We start from the raw sequence: 17,445 nt of genomic DNA on the forward strand, positions 1-17,445 counted from the left end.
CCAATCTGTCCTGGCCCAGGTGCAATCTACGTCAAGCCGACCCCTGCTTGCGGCGCGACAACTCTACATGGCGGCTTCTTCAAGCCGGGGCGCTTTCAACGCGTCTATCAATCCACGAGCAGCGGCTGCATTCCCCGCGAAGTGTTCCTTGGGTGCGTTTAGCCAAAGCTCAACTTCTGAACTACGATTGAGCTAGATCGACAGAGTTGCCACGGTGCCATTGAACTTTGCGCCGTGGTAGCTGTTGTTTATCAAAAGGCGATATTTTCGGCTTTCCAAGCTGCATTAGCATAACCTAGGAGTGCCATCGTCAGGCTCCAATTCAGATCGCGTTCCATCTCGATACTCCCGCGGGGGAGCCCGTCGAGGCTCGAATGCGGGCGGTGGTGATTGTAGTCGTTACGCTAGGCGTGGATCAGGTGTCGGGCATGGCGCAGGCACGCAAACAGGTACTCGTTCACCCCGGCCTGATGCGTACCAGTTTAAATCTCATCGTCCGTTTCTTCATCACGCGCCAACTGTTCTCGCGTGTAGGTTTTCAAACCGTGACTTTCCCTGATGGTGTGTCGAACCAGCTTAATCAACTTATCGACCTTCTCATCCATGTTCTGCGCGCTGGATTTCAGAAGATCCTCGATTTCTTTCGTTCCTGATTTTGCTTGCAACTCTGAGGAAACGCTTTCTTCCCAGTACTTTCTCATGGCTTCGGCCAAAGGGTAATCGTAGCCACGGAACGGTCTCATATACACTTCCGTTCCACGCTTACTGACCACACGAAAGGCGACGCCAGCTTTTATTTGAGCGAACACATCCGACAACTTATCTCGCGCCTCACCAGCTTTAATGGTGGCACTGACATCAGGTGCATCATCCTCCAGACAAAGAACGGCAAAAGGCTTCTCAGCCTGGTCTCTTACCCGGATGACTGTTCCGTTGGCGGCTTCCCGCATGTACCGGGACCAGTGTGTCCGCAATGTGGTCTGAGAGATCGTTTTTCTAGACAAAATTTTAGTCCCTATGTTCCTAACACAGGGCCACCATAGCGATGAAAAAAGTCAAATCAACCGGTAATTTTAACCGGTTGATTTGATGTCAAATGTTAGAAAAGATTGTCACGCACCTCAGCAGCCTGCCGCTCCTTAGGTTTCTCGACGATGTTATAATGTCCCTCCGCCTTTGGCGGCGAATGACAACTTGCTTGCAAATTGTATAGTGAGTACACAATTTTTAATTGATCATGCCGCGCCTTGCGCGTCTCTGTTTTTCGCCGGGGCTGTTTGCCCCGGACTCCGCGGATATTTCCCGAAGGTGAGGCTCATGCTCGACGAAAAATCCAACCTTGAAGACATCTACCACCGCCGCATTGTCAGGCACAAAGGCGGCGGTCCCGGATATGTCCGGCCGCGAATGTCCGGGGACAGTGATGGCGGCGGTTTCGTGATCCTCCGCACCTCCAAGATCAAGACGCTCGGCAACATGAGCGGCAGCCTTCAGCACACCTTCCGGGAGCGCGAGACCCCCAACGCCGACGAACACCGTCGCACTCAGAACCAAGTGGTTATCGGCCCGGATAACAGCGACGGCGTGATACAGGCCTGGAAGGACGCAGCACCGGAAAAGCTGCGCAAGAATGGGGTGATCGGAATCGAGTACCTGGTCACCGGAAGCCCTGAAGCCATGGCCCGGATGAGCCGGTCGGAACAGGACGAGTATTTCGCCAAGGCCATTCACTGGCTCAAGACCCGCCATGGCGCAGGCAACATCCTCTCTGCGGTCATTCACCGGGATGAAACCACCCCGCACCTCACAGCCATGGTCATGCCGAAGGACAGCAAGGGCAAGATGAACGCCCGCCACTTCCTTGGCGGCCGCCAGAAGCTCCGTGAAATGCAGACCGATTTTGCGGAACGGGTCGGCAAGGCCCACGGCCTGGAACGCGGCATCGAGGGCAGCAAAGCGCGGCACCAACGGGTTAGATCCTACTACGCGGCTCTTGAGCGCCCACCTGAAGCCTCTGTAAGCCTCCCTGAGCGCCGGACAGGCGGTTTGCTGGGTCGAGGCAGGGAGAGCGACGAGGAATACCGTCAGCGCGCCACAGAGGCAGCTACAGAGGCGCTGAGGCAGTCTCACGACCGCTCCCATGCGCTGATTACGGAACTGCAACGACAGGCCGCTCAGGATACCGGATTGATGCGTGGCCTGAAGTCGGAGCGGGATATGGCTTGGCAGGAAGCTCAGGATGCCCAGCAGATGGGGAAAACCCTCTATGCGGTTGAGCGGGTCCTCAGTGCGATGGAGAGGGAGCCAGGTCCAATGGAGCAGGAAGCACTGGCTACTCTTGTCCAGGCACTCGACCAACTGAAGGTGAAGCCAAACGTCGAAATCATGTCAGACATTTCTCAGCGCCTTAAAGACCTCGGCTATCAGCCGCGGTCAAAACAGGCTTCTTCCCGAGCTGATCTTGAACCTGAAAAAACGGATCCGGAGCGCTCAAGGGACAAGGGCAGAGACCGGTTCCGCTAGGTTTGAATGGAAGGACAGCAGCAGATGACACTCGGAGGGCGATACGATGGCATTAAGTCGAAACTTCTGCGCCATGCGTTTGCTATGCAGGAGATCGAGGGATCACCGGCGACTGATGAAGAGATTGAACTCTATCTCCGGATGGAGGCCAAGGAGTGGGCTTCTGGACGCCAGGTTCGGTTTGTGCGGAATCTGATCTTCAGAAAGCTCCGTTACCGCAGCAAGTAAGTTATCCACAGGTAGGATGCCGGTAGTGGGTGTTAAATATGTGTTAGATTCTGTGTTACGGATTTTTTTTTTACGGTAGTAAGTTGTTTTTCTTAAACAAAACCCACAATGCTGTGTGTGAAATATCGAACGCGTGTGTGTGAAATGTCGAAAATGCGTGTGTGAAATGTCGAAAGGTTCTTGTCTGTGTGTGAAATGTCGAAGTAAGGTGCCGTGTGTGAAATATCGAACCTCTGATTGACCTCAGCAGTTCGCTTCAAAGGTATTTTTTATGGATCACAGTGGCAACCGTCCGCCCCTTTTGCCGGACCGGCATCCAACCCAAGATTTCTTTGTCTGTGATATCTTTGATGCCGCACCCAAGGGCGATATGGCATCGATGGAACATCCGATTTTTTCACTCTCTACTAAGCCCGACCGTCGCCAGCGTCGTTATGAGCTGAAGGACCGCTTTGTCGAGATTACGCCGTCGGTACTGGGGCTTGCGACTATCCATGATCGCGACATCCTGATCTACTGCATCAGCCAGTTGATTGCTGCGGCCAATGAAGGTCGCGAGATTACATCAAAAGTACGTTTCAAAGCCTATGACCTGCTGACTGCGACAAACCGGATGACCAATGGTCAGGGATATGAAGGGCTGAAAGCGGCATTGGAGCGGCTGCGCGGCACCACCATAAGCACAAATATCATTACAGGCGGCGAAGAGCAGCTGGACGTTTTCGGACTGATCGACCGGGCTAAGATCGTCCGGCAGACTCGCGACGGACGCATGCAAGAAGTGGAGGTCGAACTATCGGATTGGGTTTTCAATGCAATCCGATCCAACGAGGTTTTGACCTTGCACCGCGATTATTTCCGCCTTCGGAAGCCGCTGGAGCGGCGGATTTACGAGCTGGCGCGAAAGCATTGTGGGATGAAATCAAGTTGGCGTATCGGCCTAGAGCTGTTGCAGAAAAAATGCGGTTCCGGCTCCTCGGCCCGGGAGTTCAAGCGTCTGGTGCAGGGCATTGCCAATGCAGATTCCGAATTCAACCACATGCCGGACTACGCGATCCGGATCGAGAATGGCCAAGTAGTGTTTACCAATAAGGGCACGATGCATGGGGCCAACGACGTTGTTGTCTCCCCTGCCCTAGGTGTGTCCCTTTCTACAGCGGCTTATGATAACGCCAAACAGGCGGCGCCGGGATGGGATATCTATTTCCTAGAGCAAGCCTGGCGAGAATGGATGGACCATGGCGGGCTGGAACCGCCCAAGAATGCGGATAAGGCTTTTATCGGCTTTTGTCGCAACTGGTTTGAAAAACGAGGACACCCATAGGGAACACTGGAGAGATTGTGGGATACCTAGGTGGTACCATTAAGCTATCAGATAGCTATCGGGTTCCAGAATAGTACCAATGGATATCTGAGAGCTATCTGGTACTATCAGAAGAAAAGAGGCGGAGCAGACATGCCGGTTATATCATTTGCAAACCCGAAGGGCGGGGCGGGTAAAACCACTACAGCCTTGATCTTGGCTACCCAACTGGCGGAAAATAACGCTGTCGTCACCATCATAGATGCAGATCCCGAACGTTGGATCTCACAATGGGGGGCACTGCCGGGGAGGCCTGATAACATTACCATCGTCGGCGGTGTGACCGAGGAAAGTATTGTTGATCAGATTGAAGAAGCTTCGGCCCAATCGCAATTCGTCATCGTCGATCTGGAAGGCACTGCCAGCCTGATGGTAGCCAATGCCATTGGTATGTCGGATCTTGTGCTGATCCCAGCGCAGGGGTCCTCAATGGATGCCAAAGGCGGCGCTAAGACTATTCGGTTGATCAGCAACCAAGCTAAGATGGCGCGACGCGCCATTCCCCATTGCGTGGTGCTGACCCGCACCAGTGCGGCTGTGCGCTCGCGGGCGTTGAAGAATGTGCAGGAGCAGCTGGCTGCCAATGGCATCGAGGTCTGCCAGGTGCCGATTGTCGAACGCGCGGCATATCGCGACCTGTTTGATTATGGCGGCACATTGGCAGATCTTGACCCTGCACAGGTCAGCAATGTCGAGAAGGCCCGGATCAACGCACGAGAATTTGCGGGCGAAATAGTGGCCCGGCTGAAACAGGAGGTTCCCGCCTGATGAGCAAGACCCGTGCAGATCTCGGCTTTGGAGCCGCTTTAGGCGACCTAAGCGAATTCACGCCCAGCCCGAAGGCTCAGCCAAAGGTAGATACCGCACAGGCAGCGGAAGCAGCTGGTTTTCAAAGCCGCGAACCAAGAGCTGCGGTAGCCGTATCCAAACCATCTCGCCGTCGCCGCACAGGACGCAACGCGCAGTTCAACATCAAGGCAAAGCCTGAAACTATAGAGGCCTTTTACAAGGTAGCGGATGAAAATGGCTGGGGCTTGGGGGAGACGCTTGAGCATGCAGTGGCATTGCTGGAAAAAGAATACCTATGAAGGCTACAGTGCCTGCTTTGCGCGTACTTCTCCGATGAAATCTGCCACAGACCAAAGCCACCCCTGCTGCGCTTCAGTATAGCTGCTTTGAACAGGGCGAGGCACGACGAGCTGAAGGCTTGACGCCTCCATCTGGTTGGTTTGCGGCTCCGATATCCCCGGCTCCAGTGTTAGAAGGTGTTTGCGGCTGATTTTCTCGGCCTCGGCCAGAACCTGCCGCCAGCGATCTTTGCAGGAGGATTTGGCCCCCAACATGGTCAATCGAGCGTCCCCCGCGGTCGGGGCAGCCTGATAGGTCGCAAGGTCCGGAAACAGGAAGTCCGGCTTGTGATTGTGTTCTGTCACTGCACCGCGCACATGCCGGATGTCATGCGCCATGAATACGGCCGCCAGATGGTTTTCCAGAGAGTGGCCCATCCGGGATTTCCGCCGGTTCTGAACACTCAAAGAGAAGCTGATGAAACCGTCCACGTCCGTGCCCTCGTCATTGACGAACCCAGCTTCAATCCGCGATGACACCACCTTGCGCTCAAGTCTCCGGAACAACGCCTCTTCATGATCGAGCCAAGCAATCAGCGCAGCATCTGGATCGTCTTCGGCGCGAACTTCCGGCAGGGTGAGACGAGCCAGATCGGAAAATTCGGCCGTTTTCGGAAAGGTGGTGCCAAACTTCTCGATGATGCTGTCCAGCTTGTCGGCCTCTGGCTCTTCGAACTCGATCCCCAGCTCATCCAGAATGAAACGGGCTGCAAAATCCAGCTCCGGCTCATCATCCGAGAATTCCCGCGAGATGAAAGATTTACCTTCAGGACGCAGGCCGAACAGCCAGAAGAGCTGCTGTTCGCTGGTTGACCCTTCAGGGGCTACGATGAACCACAGCAGGCCGCTCTGATCCTTGGCGAGAAAGAGCGTGTCACCTTCTTTCATAGCCTCGGTCACAGGGTTTGAGGGATAGTAGAGCCGCCATTCGGCTGCACGGGGCTTGTTGATCCGCGCATCGTAATGGGTGGCCCAGCTTTCCTCGGTGAAGCCCTCTTGGTCGCCACCCAGCCAGATATAGATTGCGGAAAACTTCTGCTGGTGGGTTTCGCCCAGGAAATCATCCCGCATTTTCCGGGTTGTGCCAACTTCATGCTGGTTGGACGTCTTTGGTTCGGCATCAACGGCCGACAGCCGTTTAACCCCGACTCCCTCAAAAAAATCAGATAACTGGCCGCGCTTCATCACCACTCACCTCAAGTGTTTTTACACCTGATTTCAACCATATAGAACATTGATCGACAACCTCTGTGAAAGGCAGACAGGTCTTTCCCTTCATTGCACATTCCCAGACAGTCCCGACACGCCAGTTTAAAGCAGCAAGTGCCTGATACTGCGATCTGTCGCGAGCAATGTTCCTGCCGATCTTCTCACGCCAGAAATCTTCGCGGCTTTTCGGCCAGCGGAACAAATGGCATCCATGCCCATGCCAAAAACAGCCGTGAACAAAAATAACCGCATGGTGGCGGGGAAAAACCAGATCGGGACGACCAGGCAGGTCTTTCCGGTGCAGCCGGAACCGGAACCCGGCCCGGTGCAGTGCCGAACGGATCGCCAGTTCGGGTATTGTATCCTTGCCCCGGATGCCGGACATCATCCGGCTCCGTTTAGCAGGCGAGACAATATCTGCGGGCATTATGCCCCGGCCCGTGCCGCCTCCAGCATTTCGAGGGGTTCGGCCGACATTTCGCTGGCGGCGTAAATACCTGGCTCGGCCAATGGGAGCTGTGCCTGCATGGTCTCAGGAACTTCGCGACCATCCAGAGCCATGACATCCGCAATGCGCGGCTGCATGAGCTGCGCAACGGCTCTTACAACCGGCACGACCACTGCATTGCCCATCTGGCGATAGGCCTGCGTATCAGAAACAGGGATTTTCCAGTCGGTCTTGCCGGGTTTTTCGAACCCCATGAGCCGGGCGCATTCGCGTGGTGTTAGTCGGCGTGGTCGATTGCCTTTTTGAGCGATCAGGATTTCCGAGCCGTCCTTGTAGTATCGGGCTGACAGAGTGCGGGCCACATCATTTGGCCCAAATAGGGAAAACCCGAAACCGTTCCCAGCGCTGCGGTGCTTTTCTTTGTAGCCTTGAAGATAGGTCCACATGTTTTCTGTCAGAGTGTATTTCGGATCGACTTTCTGATCGAGGATCGTCCCGAGGGTAGGGCCGTCGCCCTCGGGGATGGCGAGTTGGTCGAAGTCAAACTCTATGCTGTGATCCTTGAACCCGACAATAAAGATACGCTCACGCTTCTGCGGCACCCAGGGGGTCGAACTGATAACACGGTAAGAGACCTTGTAGCCCAGCTCGTTTTCCAGAACATGCATGATTGTGGCAAAGGTCTTGCCTCCGTCATGACGCTCAAGGTTCTTCACATTCTCCAGCAGGAACGCAGGTGGGCGGTGATGGTCGATGATCTTGGCCAAATCGTAGAAGAGCGTCCCCTGGGTATCGCAAAGAAAGCCATGCGGACGGCCGAGCGCGTTTTTCTTGCTGACACCAGCAATCGAAAACGGCTGACACGGAAAACCCGCCAGAAGAACATCATGCGCTGGGATCTTTGCCGGGTCATTTGCCCATGGGCGCACGTCTTCCGCAAAGACATGATCGCTGTCAGCTGGTTCCGGGAAGTTGGCCTTGTAGGTCTCCCGGCTGAAGCGGTCCCACTCGGCTGTAAAAACACAGCGGCCACCAATTTCCTCGAACGGAATCCGGATTCCTCCAACGCCCGCAAAGAGATCGATGAACCGGAAACCTGTCGGCCGCCCCTTTGCACAACGGGAATTTGCAATCTCTCGCAGCTTGTCGAGCTTCAGGGCGTCGATGCGTTTACCTTCGCCTTTGACATGCCGACGTACTGTTCTGTCACTGATGCCTAGGAAGCTGGCGGCCTCCTCTATACCCAAACCAGCACGGTCCATCAGCTCGGCAAATTCGGTGCGGAGATGCGCGTTCATGCTCAATACCTCTGTGTCATTTATTGACAACATGTCATAAAGATTCCCAGATGATTTGACCACCCTGTTTCTGCAATCTGTTCATTTTTTGTTCCGACTTTGAGTTGAGGGCAACAAGACAGCCGCCCGTTCACAAAACCGGTAGCTTAGAGGTGTTCTACGCCAATGTTTGGCTGTCCAGTTCGGCTTATGAATGCGCCGAAACGCTGCACCAAGTTACTGAGAAACGGTGGCGAAACAGACGCAACTCTTGCATCGAGTTGCCTATTCAGATCAGCCAACGGCATCGTCCTAATCTTGCCAAACTGCACGAATACTGGTTCATCGCTGCCCGGAAGAGGAGGCAAAAAGTGCACGGATGCGGGCAAATTTTGATTAACGAAAGCGCGTAAGAACTTGGTTGGTTCCTTGCGCTTGTTATTGCTTGTCGCGGCCTTCAAAGCCTCAACATTTTCTGCCCACTGGTCCACACCGAGAGAGCATTCGGCAAGAAGCACGTTTGGAACCTTTCCTGTAGCCATATCACATTGAGGCGTCAGAACTATCCAGTTTGTGCTTTCAAGGAGGAATATGTCGCCTGTATGCGCTCTCTCCGCAATGTAGGACGGAACAATGAAACTCTCGAATGGATGCCAATCACCGGAACCGTCCTGACCAAGTAATTCGGCAGTATGGCTGGCATACTGCCGCGCAATAGCTGTGGCCAATTTTTCATTGTCGTGCCCTATGGTGTCCGAAATTTGCGACCAGTAAGGCCAAATCCTGCGGGCAAACACTTCGGCCGTGGACCGTTCCAGTTTTTGCCGCACGGCGCGCAGGGCATCCATCAATTCCCATTGCGACGCTAACCAAGAAACCGCGGTTTCATAGCCATCGTCAGCCTTCTCAAAGGCTCTGACGGTTTCTCCATCGACAAGATCCGGCTCGGCCTCCCCTGGATGGCCAGAGATAATCGCGACCGGGATGCCATTTTCTCGCAGCAGGGCGGCGGCCAAGGCGTTCCCATTCTCCGCATTGGTCTTATCGGAATCCTCATCAGGTGGCAGCCGCAGATCAACGAGCGCACAGTCTACCTTCCTAGCATGGAGTTCGCGGACCGCTCCTTCAGGACTCTTCACAAATATTGCATCGAAGCGTCGAGAATTCTCTAAGTTGGCAGCGTTCCAGTCTTCCAGGGCGTCACTCAATAGTGTGATCATACGGTCTTCGTCTTCAACGACGAGTATAGTCTTGATATTCAATTATCTGGTCCTGCTGGAAAGATGATTTCAAATAATGCGCCGGTCTCGTGTTCTGGGTGAAAACGGAGCTTCCCACCAGATCTTGCGAGAGCCTCACGCGCAATGTTCAAGCCCAAACCTGTGCCTCCATCCTTCAGAGTAAAGCCAACTTCGAAAATACGCTCCATGAACTCCTTTCGGACTCCCGGCCCATTGTCTGCAATGAAGACGTGACCACCGTCTTCTGAACGTGACAGGGTGATCTGAATACGAGGTTCGGCAACATCAGTTGCTTCAAGCCAGTGGATGGCATTGCCCACGATATTGACCATAGCAGTGGTCAAATCTTCAGAATGCCCAAGGAACTCCATGCCTTTGGCTGCCGTCTCTACCGTTACTTCCACTTGATGGTTCTCGAACAGTGCCAAGGCATCTTTGATTGTCTTTATCGGGTAGAACAACGCTGGTTGTCGCCGCTTGCCACCGGCAAGCGGTCGCAGCGCACGAAACAGGTTCGCCAGTTTGTCCCCCGACGCCTTGATCTGTGGTATCCGCGTTGAGAAGAACTCCCTTGCCTTGCTCTTTCCCCCATCATCTCCAGTCAGGAAAGTCTTCAGCATGACAGTCATTCGGTCTGCGCTCTTCTGGACGAACGTTGCTTCTGGGGACCCTTCATGAAGCACTTCCGCCAGAATGGCACCAAGCGACGACTGTGCTTCGAGCACTCTCTGCCGCTCCCGCATCGCATCAACCCGCAACGATAGTCGCTGACTTTCCTTGTCGATGATACGTTCTGCCTGCTCCCGCTGCTTTGGCTCAAGAAGCGCGATCAACTTTCTCACCCGTTTCAGCTCCGAAATTTCCTTGAGCTCATCGAACGTAGATGACCGGGGGCGCGAAATACCGGCCTTCTCGCGAAAATCGAAGCGCTTTGGCTCAACGACCTCAGCCAGTAAGCGCTTTATCAGCGTCGCGAGATTCTGAAAGGCCGCGTTGTCCTCAAACCCCTCGCGGCTACTACGTTCGAAAAGATTTGAATCTTGCTCACCCTCAATTTTCAGATAACCGGCAATTTGATTATGACCGATCCTCAACGAGGGATCTTGAACGCGTCGAGTGTCCAGAGCAAGCCAATCGTTCTCTGGATCGCCGTAGGGCCGGACGCGGAAACCTTCGCGGTATATTGCGACTCCTGAAATACTGTCGAGCAACCGACGGGCTTCAGCAGCGCTTAAATCGCCCATGCCCGCTGCCTTCATGTTGCTCTTGAGGGCGTCGGCTTCCCTGTCAAACATGTAGAGTTGAACCTCTACAGTACCGGCGCTTTCGCCCTTCTTGATACCTGCACCCGGAATAGAAATTCTTTCCGCACCACGACCGGCGCGGTGAATGGTGAAAGACCCTTCAAATGCTCCGTTCGGTGCCAGCGTCCCATCCAGCTCATAATCGCAAGTCGATAGGAGTGGGAAAGGATGAACGCGCCTGCCACGCCCACGATAGCCACTTTCGTCACTCTGATCGTCGGAGTCTTCGAATATGTCGGCAGGATCAAATCCAGCGCTTTCTTCATTGCAATTCGACAGATCAAGATAAACACTGAAATCGTCGGTTTTTTCGTGACTTGCTGCAAACGGGGAAAGCAAGCGCCTGAGTTCACCGTATAGTTTGGACAACCGATCCTTTGTCCAGCTCTCGTGGAGTTCGATAACTTCGATAGTCGTGCCGGTAGAATCTTCAACATTCTGAACGAGGTAGTCGATCGCGATATCGGACAGATATACGTCGTCGCTAAAAATGCTCCAGTCTAGTTCAGGGATGAGAACCGCAACTTGTCCATCCTTGGCTGCTACAGTAGACGTCAGAGCCATCTTTGCTCCGAGCTTCGCAGCAGCAAACCTGCCGATCCCCTTGGAACCCATCATCTTGCGTGTTTTGGATGGCGAACGGCGATCCTTTACCTTCGAAGCTGTCGCTGGTTCCATCCACTTCAGCCGAATGTCGTCAAGAGACATCCCGTGACCATCATCTGTGATGGAAATTCGTCCCTCTCCAGGCTTGAGCGGCGGGAAGAACTTGATCTCCACAAAATTCGCATCAGCGTCATAAGCGTTTTTGACCAGCTCGATAACGGCAGCTTCCGGGCCGCTGATTAGCTGATCTCCGATAGTGCGAATAATTCGCGCTTTTGGTTTAAATCGGAGCTTGTCTTCAGAAATATCATTCATTGGCTATCGCCGCTCCCAGAAGAAGTATTGGCCATATTCGCCGGTAAACTTTGCTATGGCTGGCTTCAGTTTTTTTGTTTCAGTCAACTATGTGCTCTCAATTCTAATAACCCAAGGCTTCAGCTTCCTAGACACGTCGCACCGTGCGCTCGCTGACCTTGAAAAGTCGCGCGATCTCCGACACCGCGCGGTGTTCGTCGTCTCTCATGCGCCGCACCTCGTCTTTCTGGACGGCTGACAGGGCAGGGGGCCTACCTCCGATCCGACCCCGCTTGCGCGCGGAAGCCAACCCTTCTCTCGTTCGCTCAGAAATCCGCTCCCGCTCGAACTGCGCGATGGATGCGAAGACATGGAACACAAGACGGCCGGCCGACGTCGTCGTGTCGATGTCCTCGGCGAGGGATCGAAAGCCGGCACCGCGCTCGCGGATCGTCTCGACGATCTCCAGCAGGTCTTTCAGAGACCGCGCCAGGCGGTCATATTTGGTGACGATCACAACGTCACCGTCGCGAATCTGCTCCAGCATCTTGTCCAGCTCCGGCCGCGCGCGCTTCGATCCACTGATCCTGTCCGCGAAAACCTTCTCGGCTCCGGCGGCGGAAAGGGCATCCGTTTGTGAAGCTAGGCTCTGGTCGTCCGTGCTGACGCGGGCATATCCGATAATCATGCCCCGATCTGGTCAAAAACGTGAGGTTTTGTCCAGACAAAGACAACAAGAAGCATGAGTGTCTTAGCTCTTTCGACACCACCAGAGTGTTCGTTGCGCCCTCTCGCCAACACTTCGCGATTTTGCGCAAATAGTTACTCGTTAACCGTCGCAAATTCGACGTTGTCTAGGATCAGATTCCGCTCAAACCAAGTTGTGCGATCTACATTGCGCCTGATTTCGTCACGGACAATCCACGCAAACAACGTTTCTAGGGTTCTGATCTGCCCATGCCGTGCCTCTGTTTTCGTGACCGCATTGAAGAATTGAAACCATGTGCAGAATGTGACGTCCTCCGAGGTCTCCTCTTCAAAACCAAAGTGCGCAAAAAACCTCGACAGAACGACGAGGCGGACTTTCGGTGCTTCGGGCGAGCGCTTCATCCCAAGCCGGTTCCGTAATTCTTGTACATCCGTTCGTGACACCCAGTTCTTTGTTACATCAACCCATCTGCGGCTTCCCTCAGCAAACCTCTTGGAACGGTTCATTCGCGCGTTCAATTCCATGCCATAGCTGTCCTGCGCCTTGATTTGGAAGAGCAACACCGTGTTGGAACTTTCTTCCGTCACGACGAGGTCGATGTCCGTCAAATCTCGTCCTTGATCTTTCAGAACGACATTTCGTTTAAACTTCAGCCCATCAAATCCGCCCCGCAAAATTCTTTCGATTGCTCGCTGAAGAGACGCCTCTCGTGTTTGCTGGTTAGCGTTGTAGTCATCCGGAAAATGATAGCGAAGGCCATTCAAAAGAACTTGGATCGGGCTTTCCTGTGCGCCAGCGAGACATCTGAAGACACTTGTGTCCGAGAACTCCAGTAGCATCGGAACCGGAGCACCGTTGGGTTTGAGTACGTCAATGTTATCCCGTCTTGCCGAGAGAACCTTGTAGATCGTTTCCAGTTCGGCAGACGTTGTGAACGTAAAGCCGTCAAAAGAGGGACCATACATGTTAAGTGCCTCAGCGAAATCGGCGACGAACCCTTCTTTCTCGGCTGATATTGTTAGGATATTTCTGGGATCAATCTCAGGATGCTTCCGCAAGAGCGCCTGGCAGAACCATTCGTGCTTCAGTGCAAGCGAGTACACGTAAACCACCGCCAGCACGTATTTTATGTAACTGACGCCTCCAAATCTTAGGTCGAACCTGAAGGAGTCGAAACCAGGACTTGTCGACACAAAGAAGTATGCGAGACCGAAAAAATGGTCATCAAGCATCGGATGTGCATTGTAGCCGATGAAGTAATCCATAAACACAAAGACGTTTTCATGCGCTAGCTGGTGAAGCTCCTCCTCCAGACCTTGAGTGGCTTTGCTTCGTTTGTACTCTTCAAAGTACCTCTTCATGCCTTGTTGCGCGAAATGCCGTTCGACGGCCTCTTCGAACCGATCATAGTCAATCCATGCTTTTGGCAAGGTGAACTCATAAGACCGTTGCGACGTACGCCGGAGCCGAAGCTCGCCAATTTTCGATGCGACCGCCAGCCTTCTGCCGTGCTCAATGACTCCAAGGCGAATGATTGACTCTCTGGCTTTGGCGGCAAGCGACTCTTTGTGGACTGGCATAAGCGTCGGCACGTCGTATTGATCCCGCGAGGAAAGTGCGAGCGCCAGACTACGTGGCAAGCCAAGCCTTAGAAGATAGTGCGTCTCCTCCATTTCTTCATTACCGCTACCGCGCATTTGTTCTTTGAACTTGTTAAAGAAGAAGTCGTACTCACGCATGGCATAAACGGGGAAGAAGCCCATACGATCAGAACGCAACTCCTGCCGGACCTGATCCTCCTCGGCTTTCAGTGCCGACATAAAGGCGTCGAAATCATCTTCCAATGTTTCCTCCCTTCCAGCGACACCCCAAAAACAGACATACTCTAGCTGGCCAACGCTTCACGGTAAGTTGGGTCATTCATTTAAAGGCTTAGCAAGCCCATTGACCTGCCCCCGCGGGTCCCTCGCTCATGACGAAAGTCTGCGGGTTTGATTTTGGTAGTCGTCGGTTTCGGGCTTGGCAAGCGCTGCTACGGCTGTTCGCCTTACAAGGCCTGCCAAAAACCTGCCAAAACCGAAAAGGTTTTGCCGTAGGTTTTTGTCCAGGCTACGCGGTTGATCCGGCATGGCGCAGGGCAGGGCGGCAGAAACGGTCGTTTTTGGCATGTAAAGCTACAGAACTATTCGATTGTTTGCTCCGCTGGTCTTGTCCCCTTATGAGAAACAAGCAAATCTGGACTTTGTGATTATTTGAAGGGGTTTCAATGTTCTTCAATCCAGCAAAAACCGGTCTCGTAGTGTTAGGCGCAAGTGAGTTCAGTCATGAGCCGGAGTGGAACCGGAGGGTATTCCGCAATGCTCGTGATGAGATCATCAGCTACTTCCGAAATCCGAGCAAAGGCTTGGGTCTTCATAGTAAGAACATCTTTGATGGATTTGACTTGGACCTTCCAAAAAGTGAGTTGATTCAGAAAATTGACCAGTTCCTGTACGAAAGAGAGTTGGCAGATGTTTTCATTTATATCTGCAGCCACGGAAAGTCGCAGGAGTCCATACTTCGTTTTTTTCTGTCAAGTTCCGAGCCTGATGACGAAGACACATGGGTCAATTTTGAGAGACTCTTCGACCGTATCGAACAGACTGCCCTTTGCAGAATTTACTGTGTCATTGACTGCTGCGTTAGTGGCGTGGTTCACAGGCATAGCCCGGAAATCTCAATTTCGCCTGAGGCTGCCGCTTATATGAGCAACGCGGAAACCTTGGCCTTGCCGAGACGTGGTTCCGTCATTTTGTCGGCAAACAACGCTTCTAATGTGGGAACAGTGTATGCACACGACAGTCTTCCCAACATCGAGCTTCCCTTGTTTACACATTGTTTTCTTGAGCTCCTTCGGAAAGGGCACGCAGGTCGCGAAGGTTATGGGCTTTCATTTGAACAGGTTCACGATGACCTAACTCGGAGAATTCCGAAAACCATTGACGAGATAAATGAAGACCTACGGCAGCAGGGCCAGAAACTCATATCTGATGATCATCAAACAATGGTTCCAGAATTTAGCGACCGACCGATTTTCGACACGGAGAACGGAAATATCATCTCCCGTATAGGCGTATTTCCTAACAATGATGCTCGGCATGAGCTCGCCTCCAGAGTCTCCCGTTCCATTCGCATCAACTACGACCGGGTTAGTCGGCAGTATGACAGAATTCAGGATCTGGAAGCGGTAGTTGAGCCGCTGGAGGAAAAGGTTGAAAACCTTGAATCTGAAGTCCAGAGACTTCACACCGACGAAATAGAACCGCGAAAATCTTTGATCAAACAGTTGGAGAAAAAAATATCCAAAATTGAGAGCGAGAATGGAACTCTAAAGCTCTCAAGGCGCTATGCGCGCCGTTTTGCAACGGTAATGCTTTTCATATTGATCGCTGCAGTACTCGCGTTGGTATTTGATTTTGACCCTGTCCTCGACTTAAGGGGACGGGTCTTGAAATAATGCTTCTAAGCTTGGTCCTGTTAAACTGATTTTGCGACCATCGGGCTCATGCAGCTCAACATATGGCTTGTTGGAAACCCATTTCCTAAGGATATCCAGTACAAAACTTCTCGCGGACACAGGGAAATGAACTTCCAACGTATCGCCCAAATCCGCTTTCGTGCGATCGACGCGCCTTAAATTAAATACAAGGCCATTGATGATCTTAATAGCCTTCTGAAGGCTTGCGATATCTTCATCTGGATTTGGTCCATTTGAAGCACTAATGACTAGCTTCCTTACTTCGTCAGAGTGCAGAATCCCGGTGATGGTTCCACTTTCCCTAACGAACCTAAGCCCGAGGTTCTCATAGAACTCTACCAGTTCAGTGACCTTTGGATCGTCTTCGTCGGCATACTTTTCGAGGGAAGTAAGAGTTTTGTCGGACATTCGTACAGCCGACGCGACAGACTTGATGTTCATATCAAGGTAAGCGCGTGCGCCCCTCAGGCTGCTGGCAACGTCTGACATATCGAACCTCTTGCTTTGCGCTTGATATAGCAAAACTCTCAGCAGCGTCAACGATTTTATCGTCAAAACGCCAAGACCGGCATTACGATCAAGGACGACATGGGCGTAAAAACGATAAAATCGTCTTGACGCAGCGGCAAGAATCGGAGATACAGATAACGATTTTATCGTCGTGACGACTTAGTTGGCGATGTCGAGATCAACTGCCTAGGAGGGCAAACACATGAAACGCATCATCAAAGCGTCAGTCGCTGCACTGCTCTGCGCTGGCACCGCTGCCTTCGCCCAGGATCAGGCTGAACAGGAAGAGAAATCCTGTGCAGTCGTCTACCAAGGCGAAACCAGCCGTCTGCAGTTCTGCGACGACAATTCAATCGATTGGACGATGCCGCGCGATGCACTGCGCATCGACAAGCCTCTCGAGCCCGGTCCGAACGCTTTGCCCAATGAGGTCAAAGAGAAGGTCATCGATAAGCCTGCAAAGTGGGCGGCGAAGACCTTTGGCTGGTGATCGAAAAAGAGCGGGTTGTTCCACTTCGGGTGGGCCAACCCTAACCAACGATCGGCTTTTGCCGATGGCTAGTTACAGGAGAAGCCCCATGAAAAATCTGCTTATCACATCTGCCGTTTCGACCATTTTGATGGCTGGCACTGCAATGGCCAATGATGTTGGCCAGTTGTACACGAACCAAGCTCCGGCAACCCCGAACGTGTCCATTCCCGTCATCTCCGATAGTGGTCCGAGTGGTTCTGGCTCGGTTTCCGTCGGTATCACGTCGAATGGCTCAGCTCCGACTGTTTCGGGCATTGGTGTCTCCGGCACCTCAGGCAACGTTTCAGCTGGAGCAAGCGTCGGCACTGGTGGCAGTGTGACGGTTCACGGCGGCTATGGTGGTGTGTCGGGAAGCGTGACGCAAACGCCCATGGGCCCGAGCGTGGGTATCGGAATCAGCGGTTCCTTCTGAGGGAGCACCTTGCAGGCGTGCGGCATGCCGGACGCCTGCGTCTCAACTAGATGGGAGAAGCACAATGCGAAACTTCATTCTCGTGGCCGTTTTCGTTGCGACCGCCAGTACTGCCGTCGCACAGACTATGGGGCCTCACACCGGC

General features: G+C 53.2%; 16 protein-coding genes and 1 pseudogene. 7 read left to right on the forward strand and 10 right to left on the reverse strand.

Features of this window, described 5'->3' with window-relative positions:
* Window positions 1-285: 285 nt before the first annotated feature.
* Both AC5STB_RS22650 and AC5STB_RS22655 read right to left on the reverse strand, forming a co-directional pair.
* Window positions 286-461, reverse strand: a pseudogene (locus tag AC5STB_RS22650) (integrase core domain-containing protein); the annotation flags it as partial.
* Between the two features lie 21 nt (window positions 462-482).
* Window positions 483-950 (reverse strand): hypothetical protein, encoded by a 468-nt coding sequence (locus AC5STB_RS22655; protein ID WP_495445110.1) that lies wholly within the window; start codon window positions 948-950, stop codon window positions 483-485.
* 367 nt (window positions 951-1,317) lie between these two features.
* Between AC5STB_RS22655 and mobV the strand changes: the two genes are divergently transcribed.
* The 4 genes from mobV to AC5STB_RS22675 all read left to right on the forward strand — a co-directional run bounded on the left by mobV (window position 1,318) and on the right by AC5STB_RS22675 (window position 5,202).
* Window positions 1,318-2,523 (forward strand): MobV family relaxase, encoded by a 1,206-nt coding sequence (gene mobV, locus AC5STB_RS22660; RefSeq protein WP_495445111.1) that lies wholly within the window; start codon window positions 1,318-1,320, stop codon window positions 2,521-2,523.
* Window positions 2,524-3,022: 499 nt separating this feature from the next.
* Window positions 3,023-4,075 carry a replication initiator protein A gene (locus tag AC5STB_RS22665; RefSeq protein ID WP_495445112.1) on the forward strand — a complete coding sequence of 351 codons (1,053 nt, stop codon included), beginning with the start codon at window positions 3,023-3,025 and terminating at the stop codon, window positions 4,073-4,075.
* Between the two features lie 132 nt (window positions 4,076-4,207).
* Window positions 4,208-4,882: a division plane positioning ATPase MipZ gene (locus AC5STB_RS22670; RefSeq protein ID WP_495445113.1), complete on the forward strand. Its 675-nt coding sequence runs from the start codon at window positions 4,208-4,210 to the stop codon at window positions 4,880-4,882.
* A complete protein-coding gene (locus AC5STB_RS22675; protein WP_495445114.1) occupies window positions 4,882-5,202 on the forward strand; it encodes a hypothetical protein in 321 nt (106 codons plus the stop codon). The genes AC5STB_RS22670 and AC5STB_RS22675 overlap by 1 nt, the downstream gene beginning before the upstream one ends.
* Before the next feature lie 3 nt (window positions 5,203-5,205).
* Here the strand turns inward: AC5STB_RS22675 and AC5STB_RS22680 are convergent, their stop codons facing one another.
* The 7 genes from AC5STB_RS22680 to AC5STB_RS22710 form a co-directional block, all read right to left on the reverse strand.
* Window positions 5,206-6,426: a type II restriction endonuclease gene (locus tag AC5STB_RS22680; RefSeq protein WP_495445115.1), complete on the reverse strand. Its 1,221-nt coding sequence runs from the start codon at window positions 6,424-6,426 to the stop codon at window positions 5,206-5,208.
* Window positions 6,404-6,877, reverse strand: coding sequence for a very short patch repair endonuclease (locus tag AC5STB_RS22685; protein ID WP_495445116.1), 474 nt, complete (start codon window positions 6,875-6,877; stop codon window positions 6,404-6,406). The genes AC5STB_RS22680 and AC5STB_RS22685 overlap by 23 nt, the downstream gene beginning before the upstream one ends.
* Window positions 6,877-8,196 (reverse strand): DNA (cytosine-5-)-methyltransferase, encoded by a 1,320-nt coding sequence (dcm, locus tag AC5STB_RS22690; RefSeq protein WP_495445117.1) that lies wholly within the window; start codon window positions 8,194-8,196, stop codon window positions 6,877-6,879. Before dcm ends, AC5STB_RS22685 begins: the two co-directional genes overlap by 1 nt.
* Before the next feature lie 146 nt (window positions 8,197-8,342).
* Entirely contained in the window at window positions 8,343-9,437 is a 1,095-nt protein-coding gene (locus AC5STB_RS22695) for a response regulator (RefSeq protein ID WP_495445118.1), read from the reverse strand.
* Entirely contained in the window at window positions 9,434-11,641 is a 2,208-nt protein-coding gene (locus AC5STB_RS22700; protein WP_495445119.1) for a sensor histidine kinase, read from the reverse strand. Before AC5STB_RS22700 ends, AC5STB_RS22695 begins: the two co-directional genes overlap by 4 nt.
* A gap of 127 nt (window positions 11,642-11,768) precedes the next feature.
* Complete coding sequence (locus tag AC5STB_RS22705; protein ID WP_495445120.1) at window positions 11,769-12,308, reverse strand: recombinase family protein; 540 nt, start codon at window positions 12,306-12,308, stop codon at window positions 11,769-11,771.
* A 134-nt stretch (window positions 12,309-12,442) separates the two neighbouring features.
* Window positions 12,443-14,173 (reverse strand): hypothetical protein, encoded by a 1,731-nt coding sequence (locus AC5STB_RS22710; RefSeq protein WP_495445121.1) that lies wholly within the window; start codon window positions 14,171-14,173, stop codon window positions 12,443-12,445.
* Window positions 14,174-14,595: 422 nt separating this feature from the next.
* On the opposite strand from AC5STB_RS22710, the gene AC5STB_RS22715 reads away from it, so the two are divergent.
* Window positions 14,596-15,825, forward strand: coding sequence for a hypothetical protein (locus AC5STB_RS22715; RefSeq protein ID WP_495445122.1), 1,230 nt, complete (start codon window positions 14,596-14,598; stop codon window positions 15,823-15,825).
* On the opposite strand, the gene AC5STB_RS22720 is transcribed toward AC5STB_RS22715, so the two are convergent.
* Entirely contained in the window at window positions 15,802-16,335 is a 534-nt protein-coding gene (locus AC5STB_RS22720; protein WP_495445123.1) for a hypothetical protein, read from the reverse strand. The two genes, AC5STB_RS22715 and AC5STB_RS22720, sit on opposite strands and share 24 nt — an antisense overlap.
* Before the next feature lie 223 nt (window positions 16,336-16,558).
* Here AC5STB_RS22720 and AC5STB_RS22725 point away from each other — a divergent pair, with 223 nt between their 5' ends.
* Together AC5STB_RS22725 and AC5STB_RS22730 are read left to right on the forward strand one after the other, a co-directional pair.
* Entirely contained in the window at window positions 16,559-16,846 is a 288-nt protein-coding gene (locus AC5STB_RS22725; protein WP_495445124.1) for a hypothetical protein, read from the forward strand.
* An 88-nt stretch (window positions 16,847-16,934) separates the two neighbouring features.
* Window positions 16,935-17,300 carry a hypothetical protein gene (locus AC5STB_RS22730; RefSeq protein WP_495445125.1) on the forward strand — a complete coding sequence of 122 codons (366 nt, stop codon included), beginning with the start codon at window positions 16,935-16,937 and terminating at the stop codon, window positions 17,298-17,300.
* The last annotated feature ends 145 nt before the right edge of the window (window positions 17,301-17,445 follow it).

Source organism: Leisingera sp. CC-HEC093, from assembly GCF_059429195.1.

Excerpts from the sequence above, each read along its gene's own strand:
- AC5STB_RS22655 (WP_495445110.1), bottom strand. The coding sequence starts at position 950 with ATGCGGGAAGCCGCCAACGGAACAGTCATCCGGGTAAGAGACCAGGCT.
- mobV (WP_495445111.1), top strand. The coding sequence starts at position 1,318 with ATGCTCGACGAAAAATCCAACCTTGAAGACATCTACCACCGCCGCATT.
- AC5STB_RS22665 (WP_495445112.1), top strand. The coding sequence starts at position 3,023 with ATGGATCACAGTGGCAACCGTCCGCCCCTTTTGCCGGACCGGCATCCA.
- AC5STB_RS22670 (WP_495445113.1), top strand. The coding sequence starts at position 4,208 with ATGCCGGTTATATCATTTGCAAACCCGAAGGGCGGGGCGGGTAAAACC.
- AC5STB_RS22675 (WP_495445114.1), top strand. The coding sequence starts at position 4,882 with ATGAGCAAGACCCGTGCAGATCTCGGCTTTGGAGCCGCTTTAGGCGAC.
- AC5STB_RS22680 (WP_495445115.1), bottom strand. The coding sequence starts at position 6,426 with ATGAAGCGCGGCCAGTTATCTGATTTTTTTGAGGGAGTCGGGGTTAAA.
- AC5STB_RS22685 (WP_495445116.1), bottom strand. The coding sequence starts at position 6,877 with ATGCCCGCAGATATTGTCTCGCCTGCTAAACGGAGCCGGATGATGTCC.
- dcm (WP_495445117.1), bottom strand. The coding sequence starts at position 8,196 with ATGAACGCGCATCTCCGCACCGAATTTGCCGAGCTGATGGACCGTGCT.
- AC5STB_RS22700 (WP_495445119.1), bottom strand. The coding sequence starts at position 11,641 with ATGAATGATATTTCTGAAGACAAGCTCCGATTTAAACCAAAAGCGCGA.
- AC5STB_RS22705 (WP_495445120.1), bottom strand. The coding sequence starts at position 12,308 with ATGATTATCGGATATGCCCGCGTCAGCACGGACGACCAGAGCCTAGCT.
- AC5STB_RS22715 (WP_495445122.1), top strand. The coding sequence starts at position 14,596 with ATGTTCTTCAATCCAGCAAAAACCGGTCTCGTAGTGTTAGGCGCAAGT.
- AC5STB_RS22720 (WP_495445123.1), bottom strand. The coding sequence starts at position 16,335 with ATGTCAGACGTTGCCAGCAGCCTGAGGGGCGCACGCGCTTACCTTGAT.
- AC5STB_RS22725 (WP_495445124.1), top strand. The coding sequence starts at position 16,559 with ATGAAACGCATCATCAAAGCGTCAGTCGCTGCACTGCTCTGCGCTGGC.
- AC5STB_RS22730 (WP_495445125.1), top strand. The coding sequence starts at position 16,935 with ATGAAAAATCTGCTTATCACATCTGCCGTTTCGACCATTTTGATGGCT.